Annotated in this window: 25 protein-coding genes; 18 read left to right on the forward strand and 7 right to left on the reverse strand. The window is 64.9% G+C overall.

Going from position 1 to position 24,224, the window contains the following annotated elements:
• Window positions 1-9: 9 nt before the first annotated feature.
• The 3 genes from BXY53_RS01895 to BXY53_RS01905 all read right to left on the reverse strand — a co-directional run bounded on the left by BXY53_RS01895 (window position 10) and on the right by BXY53_RS01905 (window position 2,950).
• Complete coding sequence (locus BXY53_RS01895; RefSeq protein WP_119060248.1) at window positions 10-501, reverse strand: hypothetical protein; 492 nt, start codon at window positions 499-501, stop codon at window positions 10-12.
• A 134-nt stretch (window positions 502-635) separates the two neighbouring features.
• Window positions 636-2,627, reverse strand: a complete 1,992-nt coding sequence (locus BXY53_RS01900) for a protein meaA (RefSeq protein WP_119060249.1) — start codon at window positions 2,625-2,627, stop codon at window positions 636-638.
• A 65-nt stretch (window positions 2,628-2,692) separates the two neighbouring features.
• Window positions 2,693-2,950 carry a GlsB/YeaQ/YmgE family stress response membrane protein gene (locus tag BXY53_RS01905; protein WP_119060250.1) on the reverse strand — a complete coding sequence of 86 codons (258 nt, stop codon included), beginning with the start codon at window positions 2,948-2,950 and terminating at the stop codon, window positions 2,693-2,695.
• A gap of 212 nt (window positions 2,951-3,162) precedes the next feature.
• On the opposite strand from BXY53_RS01905, the gene BXY53_RS01910 reads away from it, so the two are divergent.
• The 3 genes from BXY53_RS01910 to BXY53_RS01920 all read left to right on the forward strand — a co-directional run bounded on the left by BXY53_RS01910 (window position 3,163) and on the right by BXY53_RS01920 (window position 5,106).
• Window positions 3,163-3,498: a hypothetical protein gene (locus BXY53_RS01910; protein WP_119060251.1), complete on the forward strand. Its 336-nt coding sequence runs from the start codon at window positions 3,163-3,165 to the stop codon at window positions 3,496-3,498.
• A gap of 39 nt (window positions 3,499-3,537) precedes the next feature.
• Entirely contained in the window at window positions 3,538-3,837 is a 300-nt protein-coding gene (locus BXY53_RS01915; RefSeq protein WP_147361467.1) for a hypothetical protein, read from the forward strand.
• Window positions 3,838-3,906: 69 nt separating this feature from the next.
• Window positions 3,907-5,106, forward strand: coding sequence for a UbiH/UbiF family hydroxylase (locus BXY53_RS01920; protein WP_119060253.1), 1,200 nt, complete (start codon window positions 3,907-3,909; stop codon window positions 5,104-5,106).
• Here the strand turns inward: BXY53_RS01920 and BXY53_RS01925 are convergent.
• Both BXY53_RS01925 and BXY53_RS01930 read right to left on the reverse strand, forming a co-directional pair.
• Complete coding sequence (locus tag BXY53_RS01925; protein ID WP_119060254.1) at window positions 5,072-6,460, reverse strand: hypothetical protein; 1,389 nt, start codon at window positions 6,458-6,460, stop codon at window positions 5,072-5,074. The two genes, BXY53_RS01920 and BXY53_RS01925, sit on opposite strands and share 35 nt — an antisense overlap.
• 214 nt (window positions 6,461-6,674) lie before the next feature.
• Entirely contained in the window at window positions 6,675-8,963 is a 2,289-nt protein-coding gene (locus tag BXY53_RS01930; protein WP_119060255.1) for an NADP-dependent malic enzyme, read from the reverse strand.
• Between the two features lie 205 nt (window positions 8,964-9,168).
• On the opposite strand from BXY53_RS01930, the gene BXY53_RS01935 reads away from it, so the two are divergent.
• From BXY53_RS01935 to BXY53_RS01945, 3 genes are read left to right on the forward strand one after another with little or no spacing between them, the layout of a single operon-like run.
• Complete coding sequence (locus BXY53_RS01935; RefSeq protein ID WP_119060256.1) at window positions 9,169-10,674, forward strand: gamma-glutamyltransferase; 1,506 nt, start codon at window positions 9,169-9,171, stop codon at window positions 10,672-10,674.
• A 45-nt stretch (window positions 10,675-10,719) separates the two neighbouring features.
• Window positions 10,720-12,528, forward strand: a complete 1,809-nt coding sequence (locus tag BXY53_RS01940; RefSeq protein ID WP_147361468.1) for an ArnT family glycosyltransferase — start codon at window positions 10,720-10,722, stop codon at window positions 12,526-12,528.
• A gap of 32 nt (window positions 12,529-12,560) precedes the next feature.
• The gene (locus tag BXY53_RS01945; protein ID WP_119061709.1) at window positions 12,561-12,995 is read left to right on the forward strand and encodes a GlcG/HbpS family heme-binding protein; all 435 of its coding nucleotides are present in this window, start codon (window positions 12,561-12,563) and stop codon (window positions 12,993-12,995) included.
• A gap of 128 nt (window positions 12,996-13,123) precedes the next feature.
• Here BXY53_RS01945 and BXY53_RS01950 read toward each other — a convergent pair whose 3' ends face one another.
• Complete coding sequence (locus tag BXY53_RS01950; RefSeq protein WP_119060258.1) at window positions 13,124-14,458, reverse strand: polyhydroxyalkanoate depolymerase; 1,335 nt, start codon at window positions 14,456-14,458, stop codon at window positions 13,124-13,126.
• Between the two features lie 260 nt (window positions 14,459-14,718).
• Here BXY53_RS01950 and BXY53_RS01955 point away from each other — a divergent pair, with 260 nt between their 5' ends.
• From BXY53_RS01955 to BXY53_RS01990, 8 genes are all read left to right on the forward strand, one after another.
• Window positions 14,719-15,228 carry an MAPEG family protein gene (locus BXY53_RS01955; RefSeq protein WP_210209119.1) on the forward strand — a complete coding sequence of 170 codons (510 nt, stop codon included), beginning with the start codon at window positions 14,719-14,721 and terminating at the stop codon, window positions 15,226-15,228.
• The gene (gene ffh, locus BXY53_RS01960; protein ID WP_119060259.1) at window positions 15,221-16,792 is read left to right on the forward strand and encodes a signal recognition particle protein; all 1,572 of its coding nucleotides are present in this window, start codon (window positions 15,221-15,223) and stop codon (window positions 16,790-16,792) included. Before BXY53_RS01955 ends, ffh begins: the two co-directional genes overlap by 8 nt.
• Before the next feature lie 17 nt (window positions 16,793-16,809).
• Complete coding sequence (locus BXY53_RS01965; protein ID WP_119060260.1) at window positions 16,810-17,283, forward strand: VOC family protein; 474 nt, start codon at window positions 16,810-16,812, stop codon at window positions 17,281-17,283.
• A 37-nt stretch (window positions 17,284-17,320) separates the two neighbouring features.
• Window positions 17,321-17,707, forward strand: a complete 387-nt coding sequence (gene rpsP, locus BXY53_RS01970; RefSeq protein ID WP_147361469.1) for a 30S ribosomal protein S16 — start codon at window positions 17,321-17,323, stop codon at window positions 17,705-17,707.
• A gap of 18 nt (window positions 17,708-17,725) precedes the next feature.
• Window positions 17,726-18,238, forward strand: a complete 513-nt coding sequence (rimM, locus tag BXY53_RS01975) for a ribosome maturation factor RimM (RefSeq protein WP_119060261.1) — start codon at window positions 17,726-17,728, stop codon at window positions 18,236-18,238.
• A 32-nt stretch (window positions 18,239-18,270) separates the two neighbouring features.
• Complete coding sequence (gene fumC, locus BXY53_RS01980; RefSeq protein ID WP_119060262.1) at window positions 18,271-19,662, forward strand: class II fumarate hydratase; 1,392 nt, start codon at window positions 18,271-18,273, stop codon at window positions 19,660-19,662.
• Window positions 19,659-19,913: a ribbon-helix-helix domain-containing protein gene (locus BXY53_RS01985; RefSeq protein ID WP_119060263.1), complete on the forward strand. Its 255-nt coding sequence runs from the start codon at window positions 19,659-19,661 to the stop codon at window positions 19,911-19,913. Before fumC ends, BXY53_RS01985 begins: the two co-directional genes overlap by 4 nt.
• Before the next feature lie 105 nt (window positions 19,914-20,018).
• On the forward strand, window positions 20,019-20,615 hold the full coding sequence (locus BXY53_RS01990; protein WP_147361470.1) for a hypothetical protein: 597 nt from the start codon (window positions 20,019-20,021) through the stop codon (window positions 20,613-20,615).
• A 109-nt stretch (window positions 20,616-20,724) separates the two neighbouring features.
• Here the strand turns inward: BXY53_RS01990 and BXY53_RS01995 are convergent, their stop codons facing one another.
• Window positions 20,725-21,618: a polyprenyl synthetase family protein gene (locus BXY53_RS01995; protein ID WP_119060265.1), complete on the reverse strand. Its 894-nt coding sequence runs from the start codon at window positions 21,616-21,618 to the stop codon at window positions 20,725-20,727.
• Window positions 21,619-21,835: 217 nt separating this feature from the next.
• Between BXY53_RS01995 and rpmF the strand changes: the two genes are divergently transcribed.
• From rpmF to bfr, 4 genes are all read left to right on the forward strand, one after another.
• Window positions 21,836-22,021, forward strand: coding sequence for a 50S ribosomal protein L32 (rpmF, locus tag BXY53_RS02000; RefSeq protein ID WP_119060266.1), 186 nt, complete (start codon window positions 21,836-21,838; stop codon window positions 22,019-22,021).
• Window positions 22,022-22,053: 32 nt separating this feature from the next.
• Window positions 22,054-22,548, forward strand: a complete 495-nt coding sequence (locus BXY53_RS02005; protein ID WP_119060267.1) for a hypothetical protein — start codon at window positions 22,054-22,056, stop codon at window positions 22,546-22,548.
• On the forward strand, window positions 22,526-23,569 hold the full coding sequence (locus BXY53_RS02010; protein WP_210209120.1) for an NUDIX hydrolase: 1,044 nt from the start codon (window positions 22,526-22,528) through the stop codon (window positions 23,567-23,569). Before BXY53_RS02005 ends, BXY53_RS02010 begins: the two co-directional genes overlap by 23 nt.
• 113 nt (window positions 23,570-23,682) lie before the next feature.
• Window positions 23,683-24,177: a bacterioferritin gene (bfr, locus tag BXY53_RS02015; protein WP_119061713.1), complete on the forward strand. Its 495-nt coding sequence runs from the start codon at window positions 23,683-23,685 to the stop codon at window positions 24,175-24,177.
• Window positions 24,178-24,224: the final 47 nt, after the last annotated feature.

Below are 24,224 nucleotides of genomic sequence, written 5' to 3' on the forward strand. Positions count from 1 at the left end.
GCCCAGGCGTCACAGGATGCCCGACAGCTCGAAGTCATCTGTGTGCGCGGCGTAGGTCAGGCAGATGCGCGCCTCGGGGTAAACGAGCGCCTCGATCGTTAGCAGAATATAATTCAGGCCGTCAGGCAGGGTCGCGCCACTGTTCCGCGTCCAGCACACGCTCGTTGTCGGCTCCGCCATGGCCCCGCCGGAGAACATATGCGCCTTTGGATCGCAGAGCTTCTTACACTCGATGTAGTCAAGCTCTTCACAATGGCCGTAATTCTGCTCCAGTTCCTTGGTCACCCTCGCAAAGCCGGAGCGGATGTCGAGTCCTTCGGGTCCATTCCCATAAATGTGAGAATACCCGATAATCTTCCACAAGCCGCTGTTCGGCGACCAGCGCCCCAACACGATCGGAAACTCGGGGTGCGCTTTTGGAATACTATCGAAAGCGACAGCGTAGGTCGTGGTCCACGCGTTCGGCGTCGACCCCAACGCAATACCGAATGGGGCACTCATGGGCGATACCCTAGACGCTGATTGTTTTGTGTTAGGCAAAGTTTACGTCAAGGCACCAAACCGAACACCTATACAGTGATCGCGTCAACACAAGAGTTACAATTTTGACACAAATCAATTCACAGGCTGGTGAATTAAGCCGCCGCGCCTTGCGGGTCGGCGAGCCGGGCGATATCCGCCATGATCGCGTTGAGCTGGAAATCCTTCGGCGTGTAGACCGCCGCGACGCCCGCCGCGCGCAGCGCCTGCGCGTCCTCATCCGGGATGATCCCGCCGACGATCACCGGCACATCGTCGATGCCGGCCGCGCGCATCCGCTCCATGATCTCGCGCACCAGCGGCATGTGGCTGCCCGACAGGATCGACAGGCCGATGACATGCACGCTCTCCTGCAGCGCGGTGTTGACGATGTGCTCCGGCGTCAGGCGGATGCCCTCGTAGACGACCTCCATGCCCGCGTCGCGCGCGCGCACGGCGATCTGCTCCGCGCCGTTGGAATGCCCGTCCAGCCCCGGCTTGCCGACCAGCAGCTTCAGCCGACGGCCCAGCCGCTGCGACACCGCCTCGACCTCGGCGCGCACCTCGCCAATGTTGCCGCGCGGCGGCATGGACGCGGCCGTCACGCCGGTCGGCGCGCGGTATTCGCCGAAGACCTCGCGCAGCGCGCCGCCCCATTCGCCGGTGGTCACGCCCGCCTTGGCGCACGCGATGGACGGCTCCATGATATTGCGCCCCTCCCCGGCGGCGGCCCGCAACTCGGCCAGCGCCGCCTCAACAGCCGCGCCGTCGCGCGCCGCGCGCCAGGCGTTCAGCCGCTCGACCTGTTCGCGCTCGACCGCCTCGGGCACCGTCAGGATGTTGTCCGCGCCCGCCGACAGCGGCGACGGCTCGCTCTCGGTGTAGGCGTTCACGCCAACGATCGTCAGCTCGCCGCTCTCGATCCGGCGCACCCGCTCGGAATGCGATTCCACCAGCTTCTGCTTCATGTACTGGATCGCCGCGATCGCGCCGCCTAGCTCGTCGATATGCGCCAATTCCGCGCGCGCCTCGTCTTTCAGCGCCTCGACCGTGCGCTCGATCTCTTCCGAGCCGTCGAAAATGTCGCCGAACTCCAGCAGGTCGGTCTCATAGGCCAGCACCTGTTGCAGACGCAGCGACCACTGCTGATCCCACGGGCGCGGCAGGCCCAGCGCCTCGTTCCACGCCGGAAGCTGGATCGCGCGGGCGCGGGCGCGTTTCGACAAAGTGACCGCCAGCATCGACAGCAGCATCCGGTAAGGGTTGTTCTCCGGCTGCTGCTCGGTCAGGCCGAGGCTGTTGACCTGCACGCCGTAGCGGAAGCGGCGCTTCTTCGGGTCCTCGACGCCGTAGCGCTCCCGGCAGATTTCGTCCCACAGATCGACGAAGGCGCGCATCTTCGACATCTCGGTGATGAAGCGCGTGCCCGCGTTCACGAAGAATGACATGCGCCCGACGACCTCGGGAAACTCGGCCTCGCTCACCTCGCCGGAGGCGCGCACTGTGTCGAGCACCGCCGTGGCGATCGCCAGCGCGTAGGCCAGCTCCTGCATCGGCGTCGCGCCGGCTTCCTGCAGGTGATAGGAGCAGGTGTTGGTCGGGTTCCACTTCGGGATGTCGCGCCAGGCGTAGACGATCACGTCTTTGATAAGCCGCAGCGACGGCTCCGGCGGGAAGACATAGGTGCCGCGCGAGAGGTATTCCTTGATGATGTCGTTCTGCACCGTGCCGGTAAGCTTGTCGCGGCTGACGCCCTGTTCGTCGGCTAGCGCCGCATAAAGCGCCAGCAGCCACGGCGCGGTGGCGTTGATCGTCATCGAGGTGTTCATCTGGTCGAGCGGAATCTGGTCGAACAGAACCCGCATGTCGCCCAGATGGCTGATCGGCACGCCCACCTTGCCGACCTCGCCTTTCGCCAGCGGATGATCTGAATCGTAGCCAGTTTGCGTCGGCAGATCGAAAGCGACCGAAAGCCCCGTCTGCCCCTTGGCCAGGTTGCTGCGGAAAAGCGCGTTGGACGCGGCAGCGGTCGAATGGCCCGCATAGGTGCGGAAGATCCAGGGCTTCTCGCGCTCGCGGGGCTTATCAGCGTCGGTGGGCTGGGTCATGCGTCACCCTCGATGATGCTTTGTCCGTCGCTCAGGCGCGCCGACGTTGGCCGGCGCGCGGATTGCTATCTTCGGAACAGTCCGATCACGAACAGCACGATGATCGCGCCGATGGCGGCGGTGATGATCGTCCCGATCAGGCCGGGCGCGAGCGAAATGCCAAGGAATCCAAAAACGTAATTTCCAACAAACGCGCCGATAATGCCGAGAATGACATTACCGACGAAACCGAAGCCGCCGCCCTTGACGACCAGGCCGGCGAGAAAACCGGCGACCAGGCCGACCAGCACAAGGACGATCAGCGCTTCCAGCGTAACGGGCATCCGTACCTCCCCATATTTCGATGCGCTCCCAATCTGTCGCTGCGCACCCCTTCTTTGTTTATGATATCACTCCATTTGGCTTTGGCCGTATATCATACCGAAGTGTAGCGTAGATTGTTGCAGCGCAAAACTTCCTTTCGTAAATGACGGTGACGCGTTCCTTCGCGCTACTGATGCGCGCGGCATAGGGACGGCCATCTCGGAGAGGGCGCATGGGGACCTTTTCGGCATCCTTGAAATTCATCCTGACCATCGTGCTGGGCGCGTTCGCCTTTGCGGCGACAGCCATACAGCAGCCTACGCTCATGCGCGAATTCCTCAGCATCGCGCGACGGGTCCCCGAACATTTCGCCGCCTCCGGATTGTCAGATGAGTACCTCGTCTGGGTGGATATCCTGCTCGGTGGCGACAAGCTGGTGTTCATCGGTTATCTGATTGCGGCGCGGATCGTGGTCGGTCTGCTGGCCGGGTTGCTCGGGAGTATCTTTGGATTCGGGATGCGGCGTCGCCCTGTGCGCGAGCCGAGCCCGTTCGCCGGCTGGGATTGAGCCGATCATGCCGCGCTCTGAATCTCCGGAGCCGGGCCTATGTGGAACCACCACCGACAAGCCCGCAGGGACAGCCGCAAACGCGCGATGCGCGCGGCGCAGGCGCGGGCCGCCCGGCGCGGCAGGGGCGAGCCGGCGCCCGCACCGGAGGCCGAAACGGCCGAAGACCCGCCGCAGGTTGAAGAGCCGCAGCCGAATGCTGCGCCAGATCCGGAGCCGCCAGCGGAGCCACTGCCTGTGCAACATGACCCGGCAGGCAACCTTGTCTGGGTCGGGTTGGTGCTGCTCACGCTCATCCTCGGAGGATTCATGGCCGCGCTGCTCTTCATGCTGGGCTAGCCGCGCGGGCGGCGAATTGTCATCTGGCCGCGCCCGTCGCGCGCATTAGGTCTGGCACAGGAGGATGACATGAGCGAAACCAGTCACGCCGACAGGCAGACGGAGATCGTGGTTGTCGGCGCAGGGCCGGCCGGGTTGGCGGCCGCGCTGTCGCTGGCGCAGGCGGGTTATGAGGTCATTTGCGCGGGGCAGCCTTTTGCGCCGACCGACACGCGTACGACAGCGCTGCTGCAGCCCTCGATCGAGCTGCTCGACGACATCGGCGTCTGGGATGACTGCCAGGCAGAGGCAGCGCCGCTCAATACGCTCAGGCTGATCGACGATACCGGTCGGTTGTTCCGCGCGCCGGATGCCGCCTTCCACGCCGAGGAGCTGGGCGACGGGCCGTTCGGCTACAACATCCCGAACCATGCGCTCGTTCAGGCGCTGCATCGCGCCATCGCTGAGCGCGAACACGTGACGTTCCAGCCCACGCAAGCCGTCACCGATGTCGCACCCGGAGCAGACGGCGTGCGCGTTACGCTAAGCGAAGGGCCCAGGATTGACGCGCGGCTTGTCGTTGGCGCGGACGGTCGCCGCTCGCTCTGCCGCAAGCGGGCAGGCATCAAGGCGCAGAGCTGGGACTATCCGCAGACCGCTATCGCGTGCAACTTCAAGCATACCCGTGCGCACCGGGACACCTGCATCGAATTGCACACAGCCAGCGGGCCGCTCACCGCTGTGCCCCTGCCGGATGGCTGGTCGAGCCTCGTCTGGGTCGAGCGGCCGGAGGAAGCTGAACGGCTGCGCGAGCTTGATGAGGCAGGCTTCGCGCGCGAGCTCGAGCGGTCTCTGCACTATGCGCTGGGGCGCGTGACCGAAGTTGGCCCCCGGGGCACTTTCCCGCTTTCCGGCCTCCAGGCGCGGGATTTAGCGAAGAACCGCATTGCGCTCGTGGGTGAGGCCGCGCATGTCGTCCCGCCGATTGGCGCGCAGGGACTGAACCTTGGCTATCGCGATGTGGCGGCGTTGACGCGGTCTGTCAAAGAGGCGAGCGGCGACCCCGGCGGCGAACCCGTCATGCGCAGCTATAACCTGGCGCGGCGCGGCGATGTCATGACGCGCACGCTGGCCGCCGACATGCTCAACCGCACGCTCTATTCGGGTTTTCTGCCGTTCCAGCTTGCACGCGGCGCGGGGCTTTATCTGGTCAACGCGGTGGGTCCGCTACGCCGGCTTTTGATGCGGGAGGGGCTCACACCTGCTGGGAGCCGTCACCTGCCAGGATGATGCCGGGCAGGATCACGCGCCCTTCGGTTTCGTTGCGCGCGGGAGTCGGCTCCTTCTTGTCCGCCTTTGAGGTTGAGGTCGGCGCCTGCTGACGATCGGTGATCGCCGGGAGGCGCCAGCCGCCACCGGAAAGCTGTGCATAAAGCATCGCGAAGCTCGCGGCGATCAAAAGCGCGACAACCACCGCCAGCCCGAGCCGTGAGATCAGGCTGCTGCCGGAACGGGCGGGCGCGCTGCGCGTGGTCTGCTCCGAGAGGCGCGGTCGTGACACGTGGCCTGAGCGACGTTGCGGGGAGGGGCTGCGCTTTTCGGGAAGCGGCGCAGACCAGCCCGAAGCGCCTGCGGCCTCACCGGCAGCGGCAGGTTGCGGCGTCAGCACCTTGCGGGTGATGAGCGTCAACTCGTTGATCCGCCCGCGCAGGTCCTCCAGCCCATCCTCCAGCGTCTGCTGGATCACGCCGGCCTCATGGCGCAGGGTCCGGGTTTCGTCCATGCAACCGTTCAGGCCCTCCTCAAGCCGGGCGAAGCGATGCTCGGGGGCCGCCTCGCGCACGGCTTTGGCCACATGGTGGGCCGTGGCTTTCGCGGTCTGGCGGGCAACAGTGGCGCTTGCGCGGATGGCGAGGCGCTGCGTGCCCTTCTTCATCGACTCCAACTCGCTCATCGCACGGTCGAAACCGTGCTGGAGGCTCTGCAGGCGCGTGTCGAGCGTCTCGAGGCGCGGCCCATCATCCGGCGCGATTGCTTCGCGGATGCGCGCGTCGACCATGCTGAGGATCTTGTCGTTGGCTTGCTGCTGGCGCTCCACGGAGTCGGCGAGCTTGCGCTCCATCGCGTTCAGCCGCTCGCGGGCGTCTTCCAGCGCGGCGTCGGCGCTTGCGGACGGCGTCTGTTGCGTCAGGGCCTCTTCGAGCTGGCCGCGCAGCGCCGCAAAGCGCTGGTCGAGCCAGGCGCGGCTCGCCACGTCCAGCCCCGGCGGGGCGTTATCGGCCCAGCTTTTGTCGCCGAGTTGCGCGGCCATGTCGGCCAGCGCCGCCTGAATGCGGCGCTCATAATAGCGCGTGCGCGCGGCGTGTTCCTCGTCGTTCTGGCTTCCGTCTTGTTCCGGCGGATCCCGCCTTGCGCGATGCTCCAGGGAATCGCGAAAGGCCGCCACGCGCGCTTGCATGTCGCGCACGTCCTCGCCGCCGACCTGCCCTGTCTGAGCGCGGTAGCCCAGCCGGTCGAGATGATTGCGCAGCTCACGCAGCGTGAAGGGGAAATCCTCTGCCTCCGCCCGGGCATGCCACGCACCGCGCCCCTCGGCCGCGTCGGCCTCCGGCGTCGCGCCAATATGCGGATGAGACGTGGACATCGCCCATGACCCGTGGTTTCCGGCTGGCGCCTGCGCTCCTCGCGCAAAACGGCACAAAGGCGCTGGCGGCGCACGCCTTCAGATCGCGCCGCCTGACCGCGCCCGCGCAAGCATTCTTCCCGGAAACCACGTTGGCCGGACGGCGTAAAAAAAGCGTAAAATACTGATGCAATTAAAGAAGCTGCAGAGAAATTCCTTTAGGGATGAGGCATTCTCAGCTTTCCTCGCAGCTCTGCGCTTCCACTGCCGCAATCGCGGTCATGTTCACCACGCCCCGCGCGGTTACCGATGGCGTAAGGATATGCGCCGGCTTCGCCGCGCCCAGCAGGATAGGGCCGACGGGCAGCGCATTGCTTACCGTCTTGAGCAGGTGAAAGACGATGTTCGCGGCGTCGAGGTTCGGCATGATCAGCATGTTCGCCTCGCCGGTGAGCGTTGAGAGTGGATAGACGCGCTTACGGTAGGCCTCGTCCAGGGCCGCGTCCCCATGCATCTCGCCCTCAACCTCCAACTCCGGTGCTTTTCGCCGGATCAGCTCGACCGCTTCGCGCATCTTCTGTGCGCTGGGAGTGTCGCGACTCCCGAACGCCGAGTGAGACAAAAGCGCGATCTTGGGCGTCATGCCGAAGCGGCAGACCTGCTTGGCCGAGAGGATGCACATGTCGGCGATTTCGTCCGCCGTGGGGTCTGTGGTGACATGCGTGTCTGCAAGAAAATAGGCACCGTTCGACACGATGATGAGGCTGAGCGCCGAGAAGTCGCGTACGCCGGGCGCGACGCCGATCACATCGCGGATATGCGCCAGATGCGCGTCGAAGCGTCCTTCAAGCCCGCAAATCATGGCGTCGGCCTCGCCGCGCTCCACAGCGAGCGCCGCGATGACGGTCGATGAGGTGCGCACCACCGTTCGCGCCCGGTCGGGCGTGACGCCGCGCCGCCACGTGCGCCGGAGATAGGTGTCGACATAGTCGCGGTAGCGCGGGTCGTCCTGCGGGTTGATCAGCTCGAAATCCTTGCCGGGCTCTATGGACAGGCCGTAACGGTCGAGCCGTGTCCGCACGACATCCGGCCGGCCGACGAGGATCGGCTGCGCAAGCCCTTCCTCGATAGAGACCTGCGCGGCGCGCAGGACGCGCTCGTCCTCCCCCTCGGCGTAGATCACCCGCTTGGTCGCCGTCCGCGCCTGCGTGAACAGCGGCTTCATGACAAGGCCGGAGCGGAAGACGAAGCGGTTGAGCCGGTCATTGTAGGCGTCGAAATCCTCGATGGGCCGGCGAGCGACGCCGCTGTCCATCGCCGCGCGCGCGACGGCCGGCGCGATGCGCAGGATCAGGCGCGGATCGAAGGGCGTCGGGATCAGGAAATCGGGGCCGAACAGCCGGGTCTGACCGCCATAAGCGCGCGCCGCGACATCCGAGGACGGTTCGCGCGCCAGCGCCGCGATCGCCTTGACCGCCGCGAGCTTCATTTCATCGTTGATCTGCGTCGCGCCGACATCGAGCGCGCCACGGAACAGGTAGGGAAAGCACAGGACATTGTTCACCTGGTTCGGGAAGTCGGACCGGCCCGTGCAGATCATGACATCCGGCCGGGCTTCCTTCGCCACGTCGGGCATGATCTCCGGGATCGGGTTGGCCAGCGCCAGGACGAGAGGGCGCTCGGCCATGTGCTGGAGCATCTCGGGCTTCAGGACGCCGCCGGTCGACAACCCGAGGAAGACATCCGCGTCGGGGATGACGTCGGCGAGCGTGCGATGCGCCGTTTCGCGCGCGAATTTCGCCTTCCAGCGGTCCATGCTCTCGGCGCGGCCGGTATGCACGACGCCGTCGATATCCGTGACCCAGATATTCTCGCGTCGCGCGCCCAGGAGGAGAAGCATGTTCAGGCAGGCCAGAGCTGCCGCCCCGGCGCCCGCGGTAACGATCTTTACGTCCTCGATGCGTTTGTCAGCAATCGACAGCCCGTTCTGAATTGCGGCGGCGACGATGATCGCGGTGCCGTGCTGGTCATCGTGCAGCACGGGGATGTTCATCCGCTGAATGAGTGCTTCCTCGATCTCGAAGCACTCGGGTGCCTTGATGTCCTCGAGGTTGATTCCTCCAAAGGTGGGCTCAAGGGCGGTCGCGACCTCGCAGAACTTTTCCGGGTCGTCGGCCTTCACTTCCAGATCGAACACGTCGATCCCGGCGAACTTCTTGAAGAGGACCGCCTTGCCTTCCATCACCGGCTTGGAGGCGAGCGGGCCGATATTGCCGAGGCCCAGAACGGCCGTGCCATTCGTCAGAACAGCGACAAGATTGCTGCGCGAGGTGAGGTTGTCGACCTCCTCCGGATCCTCGACGATCGCCTCGCAGGGCGTTGCGACGCCGGGGGAGTAGGCGAGCGCCAGGTCGCGCTGGTTGCCGAGCGGTTTGGTCGGGGTGACCTCAATCTTCCCCGGCTGCGGATGGCGGTGATAATGCAGCGCGCCGGATTTCAGGTCCTCGGAGGCATCGTTGGACATGACGGCATATCCTTGGGCGGTCAGTGTTCTCATTGGGCGTATGACGCGCCTTACGCATCTTAAGACATAGACAGTTCGGGTCCACACCGCCACCGCCCTTGCCGGCAAAACTTTCCACGTGCGCTCGATTGGACGCCATGCTTGGCGCGGGCGTGCAAAAGCGGTAAGCCAGGGCCAAGGGCGCGCGATCGAGCAGGATAAGGTCATGGTCAAGGGCGTAGCGGCAGCAGGGCATGTGGTCACGGCGCGGGCGGCGACCGACGTGTTGGCTGAAGGCGGCAACGCCTTCGATGCAGCCTGCGCGGCGATGCTTACGGCTTGTGTGTGCGAGCCGGTACTGGCCTCGCCTGGTGGCGGGGGCTTCCTCATGGCGCAGACGGCGGACGGTGAGGCGACGCTTTACGACTTCTTCGCTCAGACACCGAAGCATAAGCGCCCGCAGGAGGATGTCGAGTTCAAGGCGATCCAGGCGGATTTCGGACCGGCCACACAGGAGTTTCACATCGGGGCCGGTGCGAGCGCGACGCCGGGCTTCGTGCCGGGGCTGTTCGCCGTACACGGCGATCTGGGCCGGCTGCCGATGAGCAAGGTTGCCGCGCCGGCCATACAGGCTGCGCGCGAGGGCGTGAAGACCGAGCCGATCCACGCTTACATCTACACCGTCGTTGCGCCGATCATTTGGGCGACGCAGCCGTCCCGCGAGCTGTTCGCGCCGAAAGGCGCGCTCCCAGAGACCGGCGACGTGCATGCCAACCCCGATCTGGCTGCGACATATGAGGCTCTGGCGGCGGAAGGGGCGGACTACTTCGTCAACGGCAAGGCGGGGCAGGCGATCATCGCACAGGCCAAAGAGCATGGGGGGCATCTGACAATCGACGACCTGCGGGGCTATGAGGTTGCGCGGCGCAAACCTCTGACCTGGACGCACCGCGAGCATCGACTTTCGCTGAATGCAGCGCCGGCGGCCAGCGGGCCGCTGATTGCGCTGGCACTGGCCTTCGCGGAGAATGAAGCGCCGAGGCCGGATCCGGTCACGATTGCCCGTATCATGGAAAGGGTAAACGCCGCGCGTCCCGATCTTCTGGACAAGCTTACGGAAGATGTCGCGCCGGAGGCGATCGCCGCGGAAATCGCCAAGCTCGCCGGCCTCAAGCCGGCGCATCGCGGGACAACTCATATCAGCATCATCGACGGCGACGGCAACGCCGCGAGCGTGAGTATCTCCAACGGTGAGGGCAACGGCCATATCGTCGATGGCTGCGGCTTCATGCTCAACAACATGCTCGGCGAGGAAGACCTGCACCCCGACGGCTTCCACGCCTGGACACCCGACACGCGGCTCTCCAGCATGATGGCGCCCACGATCATCACCGCGCCCGATGGCGGGCTGACAGCGCTTGGTACGGGCGGCTCGAACAGAATCCGGTCGGCGATTTTCCAAGTCGCGCTCAACCTGATCGACCGCAGGATGGCCATCGACGAGGCCGTCGCCGCGCCGCGCCTGCATGTCGAGAAATGCGGCAAAGTGAGCTTCGAGGACCTGTTCGATCCGGTCGACCGGGACGCCCTGCTCGACGCCTTCCCAGAGGCGCATCCGTGGCCGGAGCGCAACCTGTTCTTCGGCGGCGTGCACGCGGCCGCGCGCCAGGCCGACGGAGTGCTGCAAGGTGCTGGCGATCCGCGCCGCGGTGGTGTATCGCTCACCGCGTAATGTTGCCGGCATCATTCCCACGCTATTCCGCGTAAGGAGTTCAACGTGCAGGACCGCGCGCCCATGACCGCTCGCGCCGAAGACGCTGGCAGGCTCGCCCGCTTCGACGCCGCGGTGCGCGCGCTCATCGCGTGGCTGGCGGCAACGCGGTGGCGCGCAGCAAGCGCGCTGATCCTGCTGTGTCTGGCTCTGTACCTCCCCGGTTTCGTTGACATGCCGGTCACCGACCGCGACGAGGGCCGCTTCGTTCAGGCCACGACGCAGATGCTGGAAACCGGCGATTTCATCGACATCCGCTTTCAGGACGAGCCGCGCTACCAGAAGCCCGTCGGCATCTACTGGCTACAGTCGATCAGCGCCTCGGTCTTCGGCGACCTCGACCAGCGCGAGATCTGGACCTACCGCGTGCCGTCGCTGCTCGGGGCGATCGTCGCGGTGCTGGCGCTGTGGTGGGCGGCGCGGCCGCTTTTCGGGCGGGAAGTGGCGCTGATCGCGGCGGCTCTGTTGGCGGCGGTGGTGACGATGAATCTTGAGGCGCGCATCGCCAAGTCGGACGGCGCGCTGATCGCGGCCATCGCGCTCATGCAGGGCGCACTCATGCGGATTTATCTGGTGCGCCAGCCGCTAAGTCAGGCGGTCGGGCTGGCGGCCCTGTTCTGGATCAGTCTTGCGGTCGGCATCCTCATCAAGGGCCCGATCGCGCCGGCGGTGGCGGCAGTGACCATCGTCGCCTTGATCTTCTTCGGCGGCGCGCGCGACTGGCTGCGCCGGCTTCATGCGCCCTGGGGCATCCCGCTTCTGCTGACGGTCACGCTGCCCTGGTTCATCGCCATCGGTGTGATCTCCGAGGGCCAATTCTACGCTCTCTCGCTCGGCAAGGATTTCGGTGCGAAGCTGCAAAGCGGGCAGGAGACGCATTGGGGGCCGCCGGGATACTACTTCATCCTCTTCTGGTGGACGTTCTGGCCGGCCGCGTTGGTGGCGACCGGCGGCGCGGCCATCTGGCTCTGGCGCAACCGCACGCTGCGCCGCGCGGCGTTTTTGCTGGCTTGGATCATACCCTACTGGCTGGTGATCGAAGCCGTGCCGACCAAGCTTCCGCATTATGCGCTGCCGATCTATCCGGCGGTTGCTCTCGCCGCGGCCTGGGTGCTCCATACGCAGACCGCGCACGGCATCGTGCCGATCCGCACCTACAAGCAGGCTGCGCTGCTCTGGCTGGTGATCGGCGTCTTGCAGGTGGCGGTGTTCGCCGGGGCGCTCTGGCTGTTTGAGACGCCGCCAAGCTTGCTTGCGGTTCTGCTTGCGGCGGTGTTTGCGGTGACCGCGCCGCTGACGGCGCTGGCGATGCGGCGCCGCGCGTTTCATGCGGGGCTGGCGTTGGCGCTGATCAGCGCGATCACGGCCTACGCCGGGATCATAGGAGAGGTGCTGCCGCGGCTCACGCCGCTCTGGAACAGCGAGCGTATCGCGGAGCTTCGTACGATGCTCAAGCCATGCTATGGCGGACCGGCCGCACTCGCCGGCTACAGCGAGCCGAGCGCAGTATTCCATCTCGGCACGGAGACGCCGCTACTGGCCGGCGAGGGTGCGGGTCGCTGGCTCGGTGAACAGGGCGGGCGGCTGGCTTTCGTGACACAGGACGAGCACGCGGAGTTCGAGCGCGGACTTGCGCAGAGCGGTGCGAAGGTCAGCGGCCCGATTGCCTGTTTCACCGGCTTCAACATGAATGGCGGGGATGTGTTGCGCTTTCGGCTCTATGGGTCTGGCGAGCCCACGGAAAGCTGTCCGATCCCCGAAGAGTATCGCTGTGCGCAGCGGCCGGATCCGCGTTGGGTCCGCCTGCTGAAGTGACGGGGTCCAAGCTCAAGAAGAAGGAGAGAGAAATGAGCGAACTGACGCTTGAGGCGGCGAAAACGATCATCGAGACCGCCTTTGCCAAGGGGCGTGAGCTGGGATTGAAGCCGCTGGCCGTGGCCGTGCTTGATTCCGGTGGGCATCTCAAGGCGTTCGAGCGGGCGGATGGAGCCAGCTTCCTGCGCCCGAAGATCGCGTTTGGCAAGGCCTACGGCTCGATCGCGCTGGGCGCTGGCTCCCGCGCGCTGCACGCCCGGGCCGAGCAGCAGGCCTATTTCATCAACGCGGTGAATGCCCTGGCTGACGGCAACCTCGTGCCGGTTGCCGGCGGCGTCGTGATCCGCGATGCGCAGGGAAACGCGGTCGGTGCGGTCGGCGTGACGGGCGATACCTCGGAGAATGACGAAGCGTGCGCGCTGGCCGGAATTGAAGCCGCCGGATTCCAGGCCGACACGGGCGCGTGACTGCACTTGGAGCCCGTCATTGCGAGGCCGTCAAGGCCGAAGCAATCCACCAGCACGCGACAAGTGGCTGGATTGCGTCGCTACGCTCGCAATGACCTAGGCTCTGTGGTTTCGACGTGAACCCCTGCCTAACTAGGCTTGTGCGTGCGCCAGTCGATCTCCTCTTCGCGCTGATCGCGCAAGCTTCGATACGGCAGGCCGAAGGACATCCTGGTGTTCCCAAGCCGGCGCTTCATCTCGATCGTGCGGATCATCTCGCGGATGCGCGGCTGGATCTCGGTTCGCCAGCGAGTGCCGTTAAACACGCCGTAATGGCCCACGCTCGGCTGGACATAATGGTATTTTTCATCCATCGGGATGTTGACGCAGAGATCGTGCGCCGCCTCGGTCTGACCAAGGCCGCAGATATCGTCGCGCTCGCCCTCGACCGTCATCAGCGCGGTCTTCTGGATTGCGCTGCAGTCCACGCGCTGTCCGCGATGGACGAAATGGCCATCCGGCAGCGAGTGCCGCTGGAATACCTCCTCGACGGTCTGGAGGTAGAATTCGGCGGGCAGGTCCATCACGGCCATATACTCCTCGTAGAAGGCGCGGTGCTGGCGAACCGAGTCGCCGTCGCCCTTGACGAGATTGTTGAACAGGTCGCGGTGGGCGTTGAGGTGTCGATCGAGGTTCATCGTCATGAAGCCGGTCAGCTGGATGAAGCCCGGATAGACGTCTCGCATGAAGCCCCGGTTCGGGAACGGCACCTTGGAGATCACGTTCGAGCGGAACCAAGATAGCGGGCGTTGTGCGGCGAGGTTGTTGACGACGGTCGGGTTACGCCGTGTGTCGATCGGCCCGCCCATCAGCGTGAGCGAGGATGGCTGGCATTCATCGTCATTCGCCGCCATGACCGCCGTGGCGATCAGGGCAGGGACCGCAGGTTGACACACGCCGATGACATGCGTGTTCGTCCCAATGAACTGAATGAACTCGATAATGTAGTCGATGAAGTCGTTAAGGTCGAATGGCCCATCCGACACGGGCACTTCACGTGCATCCGTCCAGTCGGTGATGAACACCTCGTGCTCGGGCAGCATGGCCTTCACGGTGCCGCGTAACAGCGTGGCGTAGTGCCCCGAAAGCGGCGCGATCAGCAGCACCTTGGGGTCATGCCGCTGCCCGATAACGGTTTCATCACGCTCAAAATGAATAAGATTGCAGAACGGCTTGCGAAGGATCACCTCTTCGCTCACCGGCACCGGCTGGCCATGAATTTTCGTCTCGTGGATGCCCCATTCGGGCTTGCCGTAGCGGCGCGTTACGTCCTCGAAAACCTCGCAGGCCGCTGACAGGCTCTTGGCGAAGGGCGTCTCCGCCCAAGGGTTGAAAGGGGCGCCGATCTGGTGTCGGAGGTTGCGGGCGCCGAAGCGCATCGGCGAAATAAAAGCGTGCATCAGCTCATAGGCATGATATTTCATGGGCGCTCCCTGATCCTGCCCGCGGCCCGGTCATTAACTTTTGTGAAAGTATGCTGTAGTTTGTTCGGCGACGCAATACGACCTCTGTTGCAGTGCCGCAACAGCGTTAAATGCCGGCTGGGGCACTGAGCACGCTTGACATTTGCGCTCGGTTGCCGGAAACATCTGGCGAAAATCTCGACAGCGAGTGCCAAAATCGTCCGGTCTCACATGGCTGCCAAGCGCGCCGGGAGGAGGCAGGATGACCATCCGCCAGCGCGTTGCGCCCGCGGATGAGGGAACGCTATTGTCTTTTTGTTTTCGAAGGCCGGGCCATGGCGACTGAGCCGTTGCCGATCTATATGTGGAGTCTGCTGGCGTTTGCCGGATGGACGCTGCTTGTGCTGATAGGCGCGGTTGGCGTCTATCGCTGGCACCGGATATTGACCGGCCAGCAGGCCATCCGCACGTTTCGTTCTGACAAGATCGAGGGCGCGGATTGGTATCGCCGGGCCATGAACGCGCACCGAAACTGCGTTGAAAACATTGCACTGTATGCGCCGCTTGTATTCCTTGCTTGGGCCGCCGGCATTCGGCAAGGCCTGATCAATACGCTGGCGATCGTCGTGATCGGTGCGCGGGTGGCTCAATCGATCACGCATATCGGTTTTGTCGAAACGAACGTGACGACGGCGCTCCGCTTCGCGCTGTTTCTCGTGCAAGTGCTCTGCTTCATCGTGATCGGCTGGATCGTCGTCAACTCTACACCTGTGCGAGTCCTGAATGTTTGAAACACTCTCCGATCGGCTTTCCGGCGTTTTCGAGTCGCTGACGAAGCGCGGCTCGCTCAGCGAAAAGGACGTGAGCGCCGCGATGCGCGAGGTGCGCCGGGCGCTGCTGGAAGCCGATGTTGCGCTGGAAGTGGTCCGTGACTTCACCGAGCGGGTGAAGGAAAAGGCCATCGGCCAGGAGGTCGTGAAGTCGGTCACACCCGGTCAGATGGTCGTGAAGATCGTCCATGACGAGCTGGTCGCCACGCTGGGCTCCGAGGCGCAGACGATTGACCTCAACGCGCCCGCGCCGGTGCCGATCATGCTTGTGGGCCTCCAGGGTTCGGGCAAGACGACGACCTGCGCCAAGATTGCCAAGCGCCTCACGGACAGGGAAAAGCGCAAGGTCTTGATGGCCTCGCTCGACACCCAGCGTCCGGCCGCGCAGGAGCAGCTCAAGATCCTGGGCGAGCAGGCCGAGGTGGATACGCTGCCGATTGTCGAAGGCCAGTCCCCGACTCAGATCGCCAAGCGGGCAATGGAGGCCGCGCGACTCGGCGGCTACGACGTCGTGATGCTCGATACCGCCGGCCGTTTGCACGTCGACGAGGCGCTGATGGCCGAAATGGCCGAGATCCGCGACATCAGCGAGCCGCATGAAACGCTGCTCGTGGCGGACGCGCTGACCGGTCAAGACGCCGTTCATCTCGCCAAATCCTTCGATGAGCGCGTCGGCATCTCCGGCATCGTACTGACCCGTGTGGACGGCGACGGGCGCGGCGGCGCGGCGCTGTCAATGCGCGCTGTCACCGGCAAGCCGATCAAGCTGATCGGCACGGGCGAAAAGCTCGACGGCCTGGAGAACTTCCATCCCGAACGCATCGCCGGGCGCATCCTCGGCATGGGCGATGTCGTCAGCCTGGTGGAGCGGGCGGCCGAAACGATCGAGGCGGAGCAGGCCGACCGCATGGCCGAGCGGATGCGCAAGGGCGCGTTCGATCTCGATGATCTGTCGACGCAGCTTGGCCAGATGCAGAAGCTCGGCGGCATGTCGAGCGTGATGGGCATGCTCCCCGGCATCGGCAAGATGAAGAAGCAGATCGACAGCTCGGGCCTCGACGACAGCTTCATCAAGCGCCAGCGGGCGATCATCTCGTCAATGACGCGGCACGAGCGGCGGAGCCCGAAGGTGCTCAACGCCTCGCGCAAGAAGCGCATCGCCGCCGGCTCCGGAACCAGCGTTCAGGAGGTCAACAAGCTTCTGAAGATGCACCGGCAGATGGCCGATACCATGAAGAAGCTGGGCAAGAACAAGGGCATGCTCAGCCAGTTGATGGGCGGCGGGGGGATGCCGGACATGCCGCCCGAAGCCATGGCTGAAGCCCAGAAGATGGCGGAAAGCGGCCAGACGCCGGGCGGAATGGCCGGTGGGCCTTCGCCGGGGATGCCCGGTGGCTTGCCGGGATTGGGCGGCGGTGCCGGCATGGGCGGTATGCCGGGTGGACTGCCAGGCCTCGGCAGAATGCCGGCCGGCGGTCGCAATAAACGCTCGGCGACGAAGAAGCGCCCGAAGCGGAAGCGGTAGAGCGGTCGGAGCGTGGTATGACAGACCCGCACGCATATCGCAGCGCCGTGACGCCGCTTCTGGTCGTACCGGATACGGATGCGGCGCTGCGCTTTTATGCCGAGGCGTTGGGCGCCGAAGAGTTGTTCCGGCTGACCATGCCCGATGGCGCGGTCGTCCATGCACAGATGCTGGTGCACGGTGCGCTTGTGATGCTGGCCGACGAGAACCGGGATCACGGCAATCTGGCGCCAACCTCGCTCGGGGGTGCACCCGTGTTGATGCAGCTCACTGTGCCCGACGTCGATGCCGTTGTGGCGCGGGCCAAGGCGAGTGGCGCGGAAGAGCTGGTTCCGGTCGGCGACCGGTTCTACGGGGAGCGGGCCGGACGCATCCAGGACCCGTTCGGGCATGTCTGGATCGTCGCGACGGTGACGGAGAAGCTCTCCACGCAGGAGATGCAAAACCGCATGGACGAAATGATCGCCGCAGTGGCGGCGGGGGACACCTGACACCTGTAACACGAACAGCAGTGAGGAAGACGAGCACATGGCACTGAAGATGAGACTGGCCAGGGGCGGGGCGAAAAAGCGTCCATTCTACCGTATCGTGGTGGCCGACAGCCGCGCGCCGCGCGACGGCCGCTTCATCGAGAAGCTCGGGACCTATAACCCGATGCTGCCGCGCGACCGCGAAGACCGCGTCGTGTTCGACGAGGAACGCGTGAAATACTGGCTGGAAAAGGGCGTGCAGCCGACGGACCGGGTGATGCGCTTCCTCGACGCTGCCGGCCTCGTCAAGCGTCCTGCGCGTCACAACCCGAAGAAGGCCGAGCCGGGCCAGAAGGCCAAGGAGCGTGAGCAGGAGCGCCGCGAGAGAGCCGAAGCCGCTCAGGCCGAAGCCGAAGGCGGCGCCGAAGAGGCCGCGGCGGAATAACCCGCTAGAGCATCGCCCATGTCCGAAAGCGAACGCGTGCGCGTCGGCCGGATCACCGCCGCCCACGGCGTTCGCGGCGAAGTGAAGATCCGCTGCTTCACCGAGGTGCCGGAGGACGTGGGTGGTTACGGTCCGCTTCAGGACGCCGACGGCCATAGCTTCACCTTCTCTGCCCTTCGTCCGGCCAAAGGCCCGGCGGTCATCGCGCGCATCGAAGGCGTCCATGACCGCAACACGGCCGAGGCCCTTGTCGGTCGCGATCTGTTCATTCCGCGCGACCGGCTTCCCCCGCCCGAAGAGGACGAATGGTATTATAGTGACCTGATCGGCCTGGTCGCCGTTAACCCCGACGGCGATCGGCTCGGACACGTCATCGCGGTGCATGATTTCGGCGCGGGTGACCTCATCGAGATTGCGCCGCCGTCTGGCAAACCCTTCATGGTGCCGTTTACCGAACAGTGCGTGCCGGATATAAAACTGGCAGATGGCACGATCACGGTAATCCCGCTGCGCGACGCCGACGAGCTGTAAGTCGCGCGGCCCGCCAGCGAAAGGCAAGCGACATGACCGGCACGCGCACCGAATCCGACTCCTTCGGCCCGCTCGACATTCCCGAAGACCGTCTCTGGGGTGCACAGACCCAGCGCAGCCTCGGTAATTTCAAGATCGGCGGCGAGACCATGCCGCCACCGCTCATCCGCGCATTGGGAATCGTCAAGAAGGCCGCCGCGCTCACGAACCGGGATCTTGAGGCGCTGGAGCCACGCCTGGCTGACGCCATCGCCGAGGCCGCCCAGGAGGTCATCGACGGCAAGCGCAACGACCACTTCCCCCTGGTCGTCTGGCAGACCGGCTCGGGCACGCAGAGCAACATGAACGCGAACGAGGTCATCGCCAATCGGGCGATCCAGTTGCTTGGTGGTCAGATTGGGACCAAGGACCCGGTTCATCCGAATGACCACGTCAACCGCTCCCAATCCTCCAACGACACCTTCCCGACCGCCATGCACATTGCCGTGGTCGAGGAAATCCATCACCGGCTGCTGCCGGCGCTCCACCACATCGCCGACTCGCTCCACTGGAAGGCGGAGGCCTGGTACGACATCATCAAGATCGGCCGCACGCATCTGCAGGACGCTACGCCGCTAACCCTGGGCCAGGAGTTCTCCGGATATGCCGCGCAGATCCGTAACGGCATCGAGCGCGTGCATGACACGCTTCCGCGTCTCTACGCGCTGGCGCAGGGCGGAACGGCGGTCGGCACAGGGCTGAACGCGCCGGATGGCTTCGCCCAGAAGTTCGCCGAACACGTCGCCGAGATCACTGACCTGCCTTTTGTCACTGCGCCCAACAAGTTCGAGGCCCTGGCCGCGCATGACGCTATCGTCGAACTGTCGGGCGCGCTCAACACCCTCGCGGTCAGCCTGTTCAAGATCGCCAATGATATCCGCCTGCTCGGCTCTGGGCCGCGCTCGGGGCTGGCCGAGTTGAAGCTCCCGGAGAACGAACCGGGCTCATCCATCATGCCAGGCAAGGTGAACCCGACCCAGTGCGAGGCGATGACGATGGTCTGCACGCAGGTGATGGGCAATCATACGGCGACGACCTTCGCAGGCAGCCAGGGCCATTTCGAGCTGAATGTGTTCAAGCCGGTGATGGCCTATAACGCGCTGCAGTCCATCCGGCTGCTGGCCGATGGCTGCGTGAGCCTGACCGACAACTGCATCGAAGGCATCGAGCCGGACCGCGCGCGCATTGGCGAGCTGATGGAACGTTCGCTGATGCTGGTGACCGCGCTGGCGCCGCACATCGGCTATGACAAGGCCACCGAGATCGCCAAGGCGGCGCACAAGAACGGCACCACGCTCAAGGAGGAAGCCGTCCGGCTCGGCTATGTGACCGCGGCCGAGTTCGACGAGATCGTCCGCCCGGAGAAGATGATCGGCCCGTCATGACGGCGCTCACCGATAACGCGCGGCCGCGCAAGCACTCGCTGAACATCGCGGGGCATCGCACTTCGATCTCGCTGGAGGACGCGTTCTGGACCGCGCTACGGGAGATCGCACGTGAAGAACAGCGGCCGGTGGGCGACATCGTCGCGGAGATCGACGGCGCGCGCGGCGCGTCCGGGCTGTCGAGCGCCATCCGCGTCTATGTTTTGTCGCGGTATCGGCAAAAGGCAACCTGGCAACAGGGACAAAGATAACTGTCAGATGAACGCTTCGTTCAGTGTCTATTCCCGGCGCGAATGTTAGCTTCCTCGGCCATCGGATCATGGCGATCCGACGACAAAAGGCGAAGGGAGGAAGCCATGCACACACAAGTTCATCCGAGCTACCGCGGAATTGCTTTGTTTTTTGCCTCTCTGCTTGTGGGGCTTGCGGCCTCTCTCGCTGCAGCCACAGCCGGGACCCAAACCTTCGAGAGACCGACGTACAAAGGTGACCGCCTGGACTGGTGTCTCAACTGGGGAAAGGGATGCGGCCGGCAAGCGGCGAATGCCTATTGCAAATTACGCGGGTTTCAAAGGGCCACCGATTTTTCGCAAGCCAGCAATATCGGCAAATCGATCTCAACACGCCTGATCGGAACCGGCGCCGTCTGCGATCAGGATTTCTGTGACGGTTTCCGGCGGATCACCTGCTTCAAGCCGTCTCCGACGATAAGGACGTTCCGGCGGCCGAAGTGGCAAGGCGACCGTCTTGACTGGTGCCTCAACTGGGGGCGCGATTGCGGCAAGCCGGCAGCCAACGCATATTGCAAGAAGCGCGGCTTCGACTCTGCGGTTGGCTTCAAGAAGGCCTCAAATATCGGCAACCGCCGGCCGACACGCCTCATTACGACAGGCGCGGTGTGCGATCAGGGTCATTGCGACGGTTTCCGTTTCATCCGGTGCCGTAAAGACTGAATCTTGCCTGACCTTGCAGGAGAGAGGGCGAAGCCGCCGGTTCGTGGACATCGGTGGCTTCGCTTCGCCTTGCACAAAGGCGCTGCCTCGGGCCGGGCCTTATCTTCGCTCAGTGCGTGCGGCGGATGATGAAATCCGCCGTGGTGGCGAGCATCTCGCCGCGCGGGCCGAATGGCTCCAGCGCACGCACCGCCTTCTGCTCCAGTTCGCGCAGCCGCGCCTTTGCCGCATCCAGCCCGAGAAGCGTGATGAGTGTCGCCTTCCCGGCGGCTTCGTCCTTGCCCGCCGCCTTGCCGAGCGTTGCGGCGTCGCCTTCGGCGTCGAGCAGATCGTCCGCAAGTTGAAACGCCTGCCCGATTGTCGCGCCGTAGCGGCTGAGCGCAGCCATGTCGTCCGCGCTCGCGCCGCCGATGATCCCGCCGGCCTCGCAGGCGAATTTCAGCAACGCGCCGGTTTTCATTGCCTGCAGAAGCGCGATCTCGTCCGCGTCCAGGGTTTGTCCCGGCGCCATCAGGTCGAGCATTTGCCCGCCGGCCATGCCGCGCCAGCCGGCTGCCTGGGCCAGCCCGAGCGTGAGCCGCGACCGCGCCGCCGGATCGGAATGCGTGCTCTCGCGCGCCATGATCTCGAAGGCCAACGTCAGCAGCGAGTCGCCCGCCAGGATCGCAGTGGCATCATCGAAGGCCTTGTGCACCGTGGGGCGACCGCGGCGCAGGTCGTCGTCGTCCATTGCCGGCAGGTCGTCGTGAATGAGCGAGTAGCAGTGCACGCATTCCAGCGCCGCCGCCGCGTCGAGCGCCGCCTCCCGCTCGGCGCCGAAGATCGCCGCACTCTCGATCAACAGGTGCGGGCGGAGCCGCTTGCCCCCGCCCAGCGAGCCATACCGCATCGCCTCGGCAAGCCGTTGGGGCGGCGCAAAGTCGCCCTCTCCTTCGCCGTTCAGCAAATCCTGGAGGCGGTCTTCGACAAGTCTTGCATTCGCCTCCAGACGCTCTTTAAACATGGATCGCTGCTCTACATTTCAGGGGTGGCTTGACGGGGCGCGAGCCGTCACGTTTTGTTTTGCAAATTTCCGGGGCGGCGACAAGCGCTCCGCAGTATAGCGCAGGGCGCGCCGGCGCCGTGTGAAATGCTGGCCAACCGGCCCGATTACCGTTATACACCAACACAACGCGATCGCGCGGGTTGTATCTCGCGCGCAGGATTTCAGGAGAACGACAATGGCAGTCCCAAAACGGAAAGTTTCGCGCATGAAGCGCGGCAACCGGCGCGCGCATGACTCGCTGGACAAGCCGACCTATGTCGAGGACAAGGACACGGGCGAGCTGCGTCGGCCGCATCACATCGACCTCAAGACCGGCATGTATCGCGGCCGCCAAGTGCTTGAGCCGAAGGAAGAATACTGATTGCCGCGGGCAATCGATGAACGGAGAGCGCCATGCTCGCGGCAGTGCCGTGGATTGCGGTCGCGCTGATCGTCTATGACATCGCCGTGTTCGGCTTTGCCGGTGCCGGTGTCGCGGGCGCGCAGGCGGTCATGCAGAGCGAGATCGTAACGATCCCGCTCATGTCCGGAGCACGCTGGTCGTTGGGCGTGGGTGACGCGATCGTTCTCTTGACGCTGGTGTTCCTGTTCGTCGAGTTGATGAAGGCGGCCAGACGGCGCGGCATCTCGATCACCGATCAGGCGCTATCGACGATCATCCTGATCATCTGCGTGATCCAGTTCCTGATGGTCGAGAAGGCGGCGACGTCGGTCTTCCTCTTCATCACCGTCGCCGCGTTTATTGACGTGATCGCCGGCTTCTTCATTGCGTTGCGCCCTGCGCGCCGGACCTCAAAGCCGCAGGCGCGCGCATCTCAGGAGGCGTCATCCTGGCCGTCCGACACGGCCACGCAAGGATCCCAACTTGGTCAGGGCTCCCACGGTTAACAAACCTGCCGACCCGGCGCCAGATACACGCGCGCCGACCGAGGCGCTTGAAGCGCCATCCGTCGAGATCGGGCTGAGCGCCGCGATAATTTGCGTCCACAAGGGGGAGCCGCAGATTCTCGTCGTCCGCAATGACGAGGAGGACGGGCTGGACGCGCTACCCTCCGGCCCCTTCAACCCGCTGACACATCGCACACTGGAAATCGGCCTGCGATCATGGGTGGCCGAGCAGACCGGCCTGCAGCTCGGCTATGTCGAACAGCTTTACACCTTCGGCGACCGCGGCCGCCATGCGCGGTATGGCGACACCGGCCCGCACGTCATGTCGATCGGCTACCTTGCTCTGACCCGTGCCCAGACCCTGACCTGCGGCGGCGGCGCGGTGTGGCGGCCGTGGTACGACTATTTCCCTTGGGAGGACCGGCGCGGGGAAACGCCGGCGATCATGAGCGCGCTTGCCCCGCTTCTGGAAGACTGGGCTGGCCGCGCACCCACGCCGGGCGAACCCGCGCGGCCGCTGCGCCGTAGCGACCGGCTGAACATCTGCTTCGGCCTGGGCGACGGCGGCTGGGACGAGGAGAAGGCGCTGGAGCGCTACGAGCTGCTGTACGAAGCGGGGCTGGTCACAGAGGCCCTGCAGGATGGGCGCGAGGCCGCACTGGGCTGGGACAACCCCGTGCGCCCCGGCCGCCCGATGCGCTACGACCATCGCCGTATCCTGGCGACCGCGATGAGCCGGCTGCGCGGCAAGATCAAATACCGTCCAGTCATCTTCGAGCTGTTGCCGGAGAGGTTCACCCTGTCGACCTTCCAGTGCACGGTCGAGGCCATCCTCGGCAGCCGCCTGCATAAGCAGAATTTCCGCCGTCTGGTCGCAAATGCCGGGCTGGTGGAGCCGGCGGGTGGTGTCGAGCCTGCGACCGGCGGCCGACCGGCGCAGCTTTACCGCTTTCGCCGCGAGGTGCTGCTGGAGCGCCCCGCGCCGGGAGTCCGCGTCAATCCGGCGCGCGGCGGGAACTGACGCGGGCCGCGCCGCGTTTCGTCAACGATTGATCGGCATCCTTTGGCGCGTCCGCAGGCGTCCTGTTAAGCTGAGCGGCGCATATCCAAGACCGCAGACACATGGAGACTGGCATGAAAGGCGAAGAGGTCGTTCTCGAGCATCTGCAGAAGGCCCTGACGATGGAGTTCACGGCGGCCCACCAGTACATGCTGCATTCGCATGTGCTGAAGGATTGGGGCTTGGACGGTCTGAGCGAAAAAATGAACGAGGAGATGCAGGAGGAGCAGGGTCACGCCAACATGTTGATCGAGCGGATGCTCTTTCTGGAGGGTGATCCCGACATGACCTCAATGAACAAGGTCAACCGGGCCCAGACCTTGCGCGACATGTTCGAGGCCGACCTGCGCGACGAGCACGAGGCGCGCAAGTTCTACACCCAGGCTGCGCAGGCGTGCCAGGAGGCGGGCGATCTGGTGAGCCGCGACCTGTTCACCAACCTCGTCCACGACGAAGAAGGCCATATCGAGTGGCTGGAAACCCAACTCGGCCTGCTCGACCGGCTCGGCGAACAGGGTTACACGCAGCTGCAGATCCGCAAGTCCGGGGGCGACGAGGATGAGGAGTAGCGCGGTCACGCGCCAAGCAACCTCATCACGAGGGCCGCGGCGATCCA

It is taken from the genome of Dichotomicrobium thermohalophilum (assembly GCF_003550175.1).
Lineage (GTDB): Bacteria > Pseudomonadota > Alphaproteobacteria > Rhizobiales > Rhodomicrobiaceae > Dichotomicrobium > Dichotomicrobium thermohalophilum.

Bases quoted from the DNA above. Each gene is read 5' to 3' on its own strand.
- BXY53_RS01895 (WP_119060248.1), bottom strand. From the start codon at position 501: ATGAGTGCCCCATTCGGTATTGCGTTGGGGTCGACGCCGAACGCGTGG.
- BXY53_RS01900 (WP_119060249.1), bottom strand. From the start codon at position 2,627: ATGACCCAGCCCACCGACGCTGATAAGCCCCGCGAGCGCGAGAAGCCC.
- BXY53_RS01905 (WP_119060250.1), bottom strand. From the start codon at position 2,950: ATGCCCGTTACGCTGGAAGCGCTGATCGTCCTTGTGCTGGTCGGCCTG.
- BXY53_RS01910 (WP_119060251.1), top strand. From the start codon at position 3,163: ATGGGGACCTTTTCGGCATCCTTGAAATTCATCCTGACCATCGTGCTG.
- BXY53_RS01915 (WP_147361467.1), top strand. From the start codon at position 3,538: ATGTGGAACCACCACCGACAAGCCCGCAGGGACAGCCGCAAACGCGCG.
- BXY53_RS01920 (WP_119060253.1), top strand. From the start codon at position 3,907: ATGAGCGAAACCAGTCACGCCGACAGGCAGACGGAGATCGTGGTTGTC.
- BXY53_RS01925 (WP_119060254.1), bottom strand. From the start codon at position 6,460: ATGTCCACGTCTCATCCGCATATTGGCGCGACGCCGGAGGCCGACGCG.
- BXY53_RS01930 (WP_119060255.1), bottom strand. From the start codon at position 8,963: ATGTCCAACGATGCCTCCGAGGACCTGAAATCCGGCGCGCTGCATTAT.
- BXY53_RS01935 (WP_119060256.1), top strand. From the start codon at position 9,169: ATGGTCAAGGGCGTAGCGGCAGCAGGGCATGTGGTCACGGCGCGGGCG.
- BXY53_RS01945 (WP_119061709.1), top strand. From the start codon at position 12,561: ATGAGCGAACTGACGCTTGAGGCGGCGAAAACGATCATCGAGACCGCC.
- BXY53_RS01950 (WP_119060258.1), bottom strand. From the start codon at position 14,458: ATGAAATATCATGCCTATGAGCTGATGCACGCTTTTATTTCGCCGATG.
- ffh (WP_119060259.1), top strand. From the start codon at position 15,221: ATGTTTGAAACACTCTCCGATCGGCTTTCCGGCGTTTTCGAGTCGCTG.
- BXY53_RS01965 (WP_119060260.1), top strand. From the start codon at position 16,810: ATGACAGACCCGCACGCATATCGCAGCGCCGTGACGCCGCTTCTGGTC.
- rpsP (WP_147361469.1), top strand. From the start codon at position 17,321: ATGGCACTGAAGATGAGACTGGCCAGGGGCGGGGCGAAAAAGCGTCCA.
- rimM (WP_119060261.1), top strand. From the start codon at position 17,726: ATGTCCGAAAGCGAACGCGTGCGCGTCGGCCGGATCACCGCCGCCCAC.
- fumC (WP_119060262.1), top strand. From the start codon at position 18,271: ATGACCGGCACGCGCACCGAATCCGACTCCTTCGGCCCGCTCGACATT.
- BXY53_RS01985 (WP_119060263.1), top strand. From the start codon at position 19,659: ATGACGGCGCTCACCGATAACGCGCGGCCGCGCAAGCACTCGCTGAAC.
- BXY53_RS01990 (WP_147361470.1), top strand. From the start codon at position 20,019: ATGCACACACAAGTTCATCCGAGCTACCGCGGAATTGCTTTGTTTTTT.
- BXY53_RS01995 (WP_119060265.1), bottom strand. From the start codon at position 21,618: ATGTTTAAAGAGCGTCTGGAGGCGAATGCAAGACTTGTCGAAGACCGC.
- rpmF (WP_119060266.1), top strand. From the start codon at position 21,836: ATGGCAGTCCCAAAACGGAAAGTTTCGCGCATGAAGCGCGGCAACCGG.
- BXY53_RS02005 (WP_119060267.1), top strand. From the start codon at position 22,054: ATGCTCGCGGCAGTGCCGTGGATTGCGGTCGCGCTGATCGTCTATGAC.
- bfr (WP_119061713.1), top strand. From the start codon at position 23,683: ATGAAAGGCGAAGAGGTCGTTCTCGAGCATCTGCAGAAGGCCCTGACG.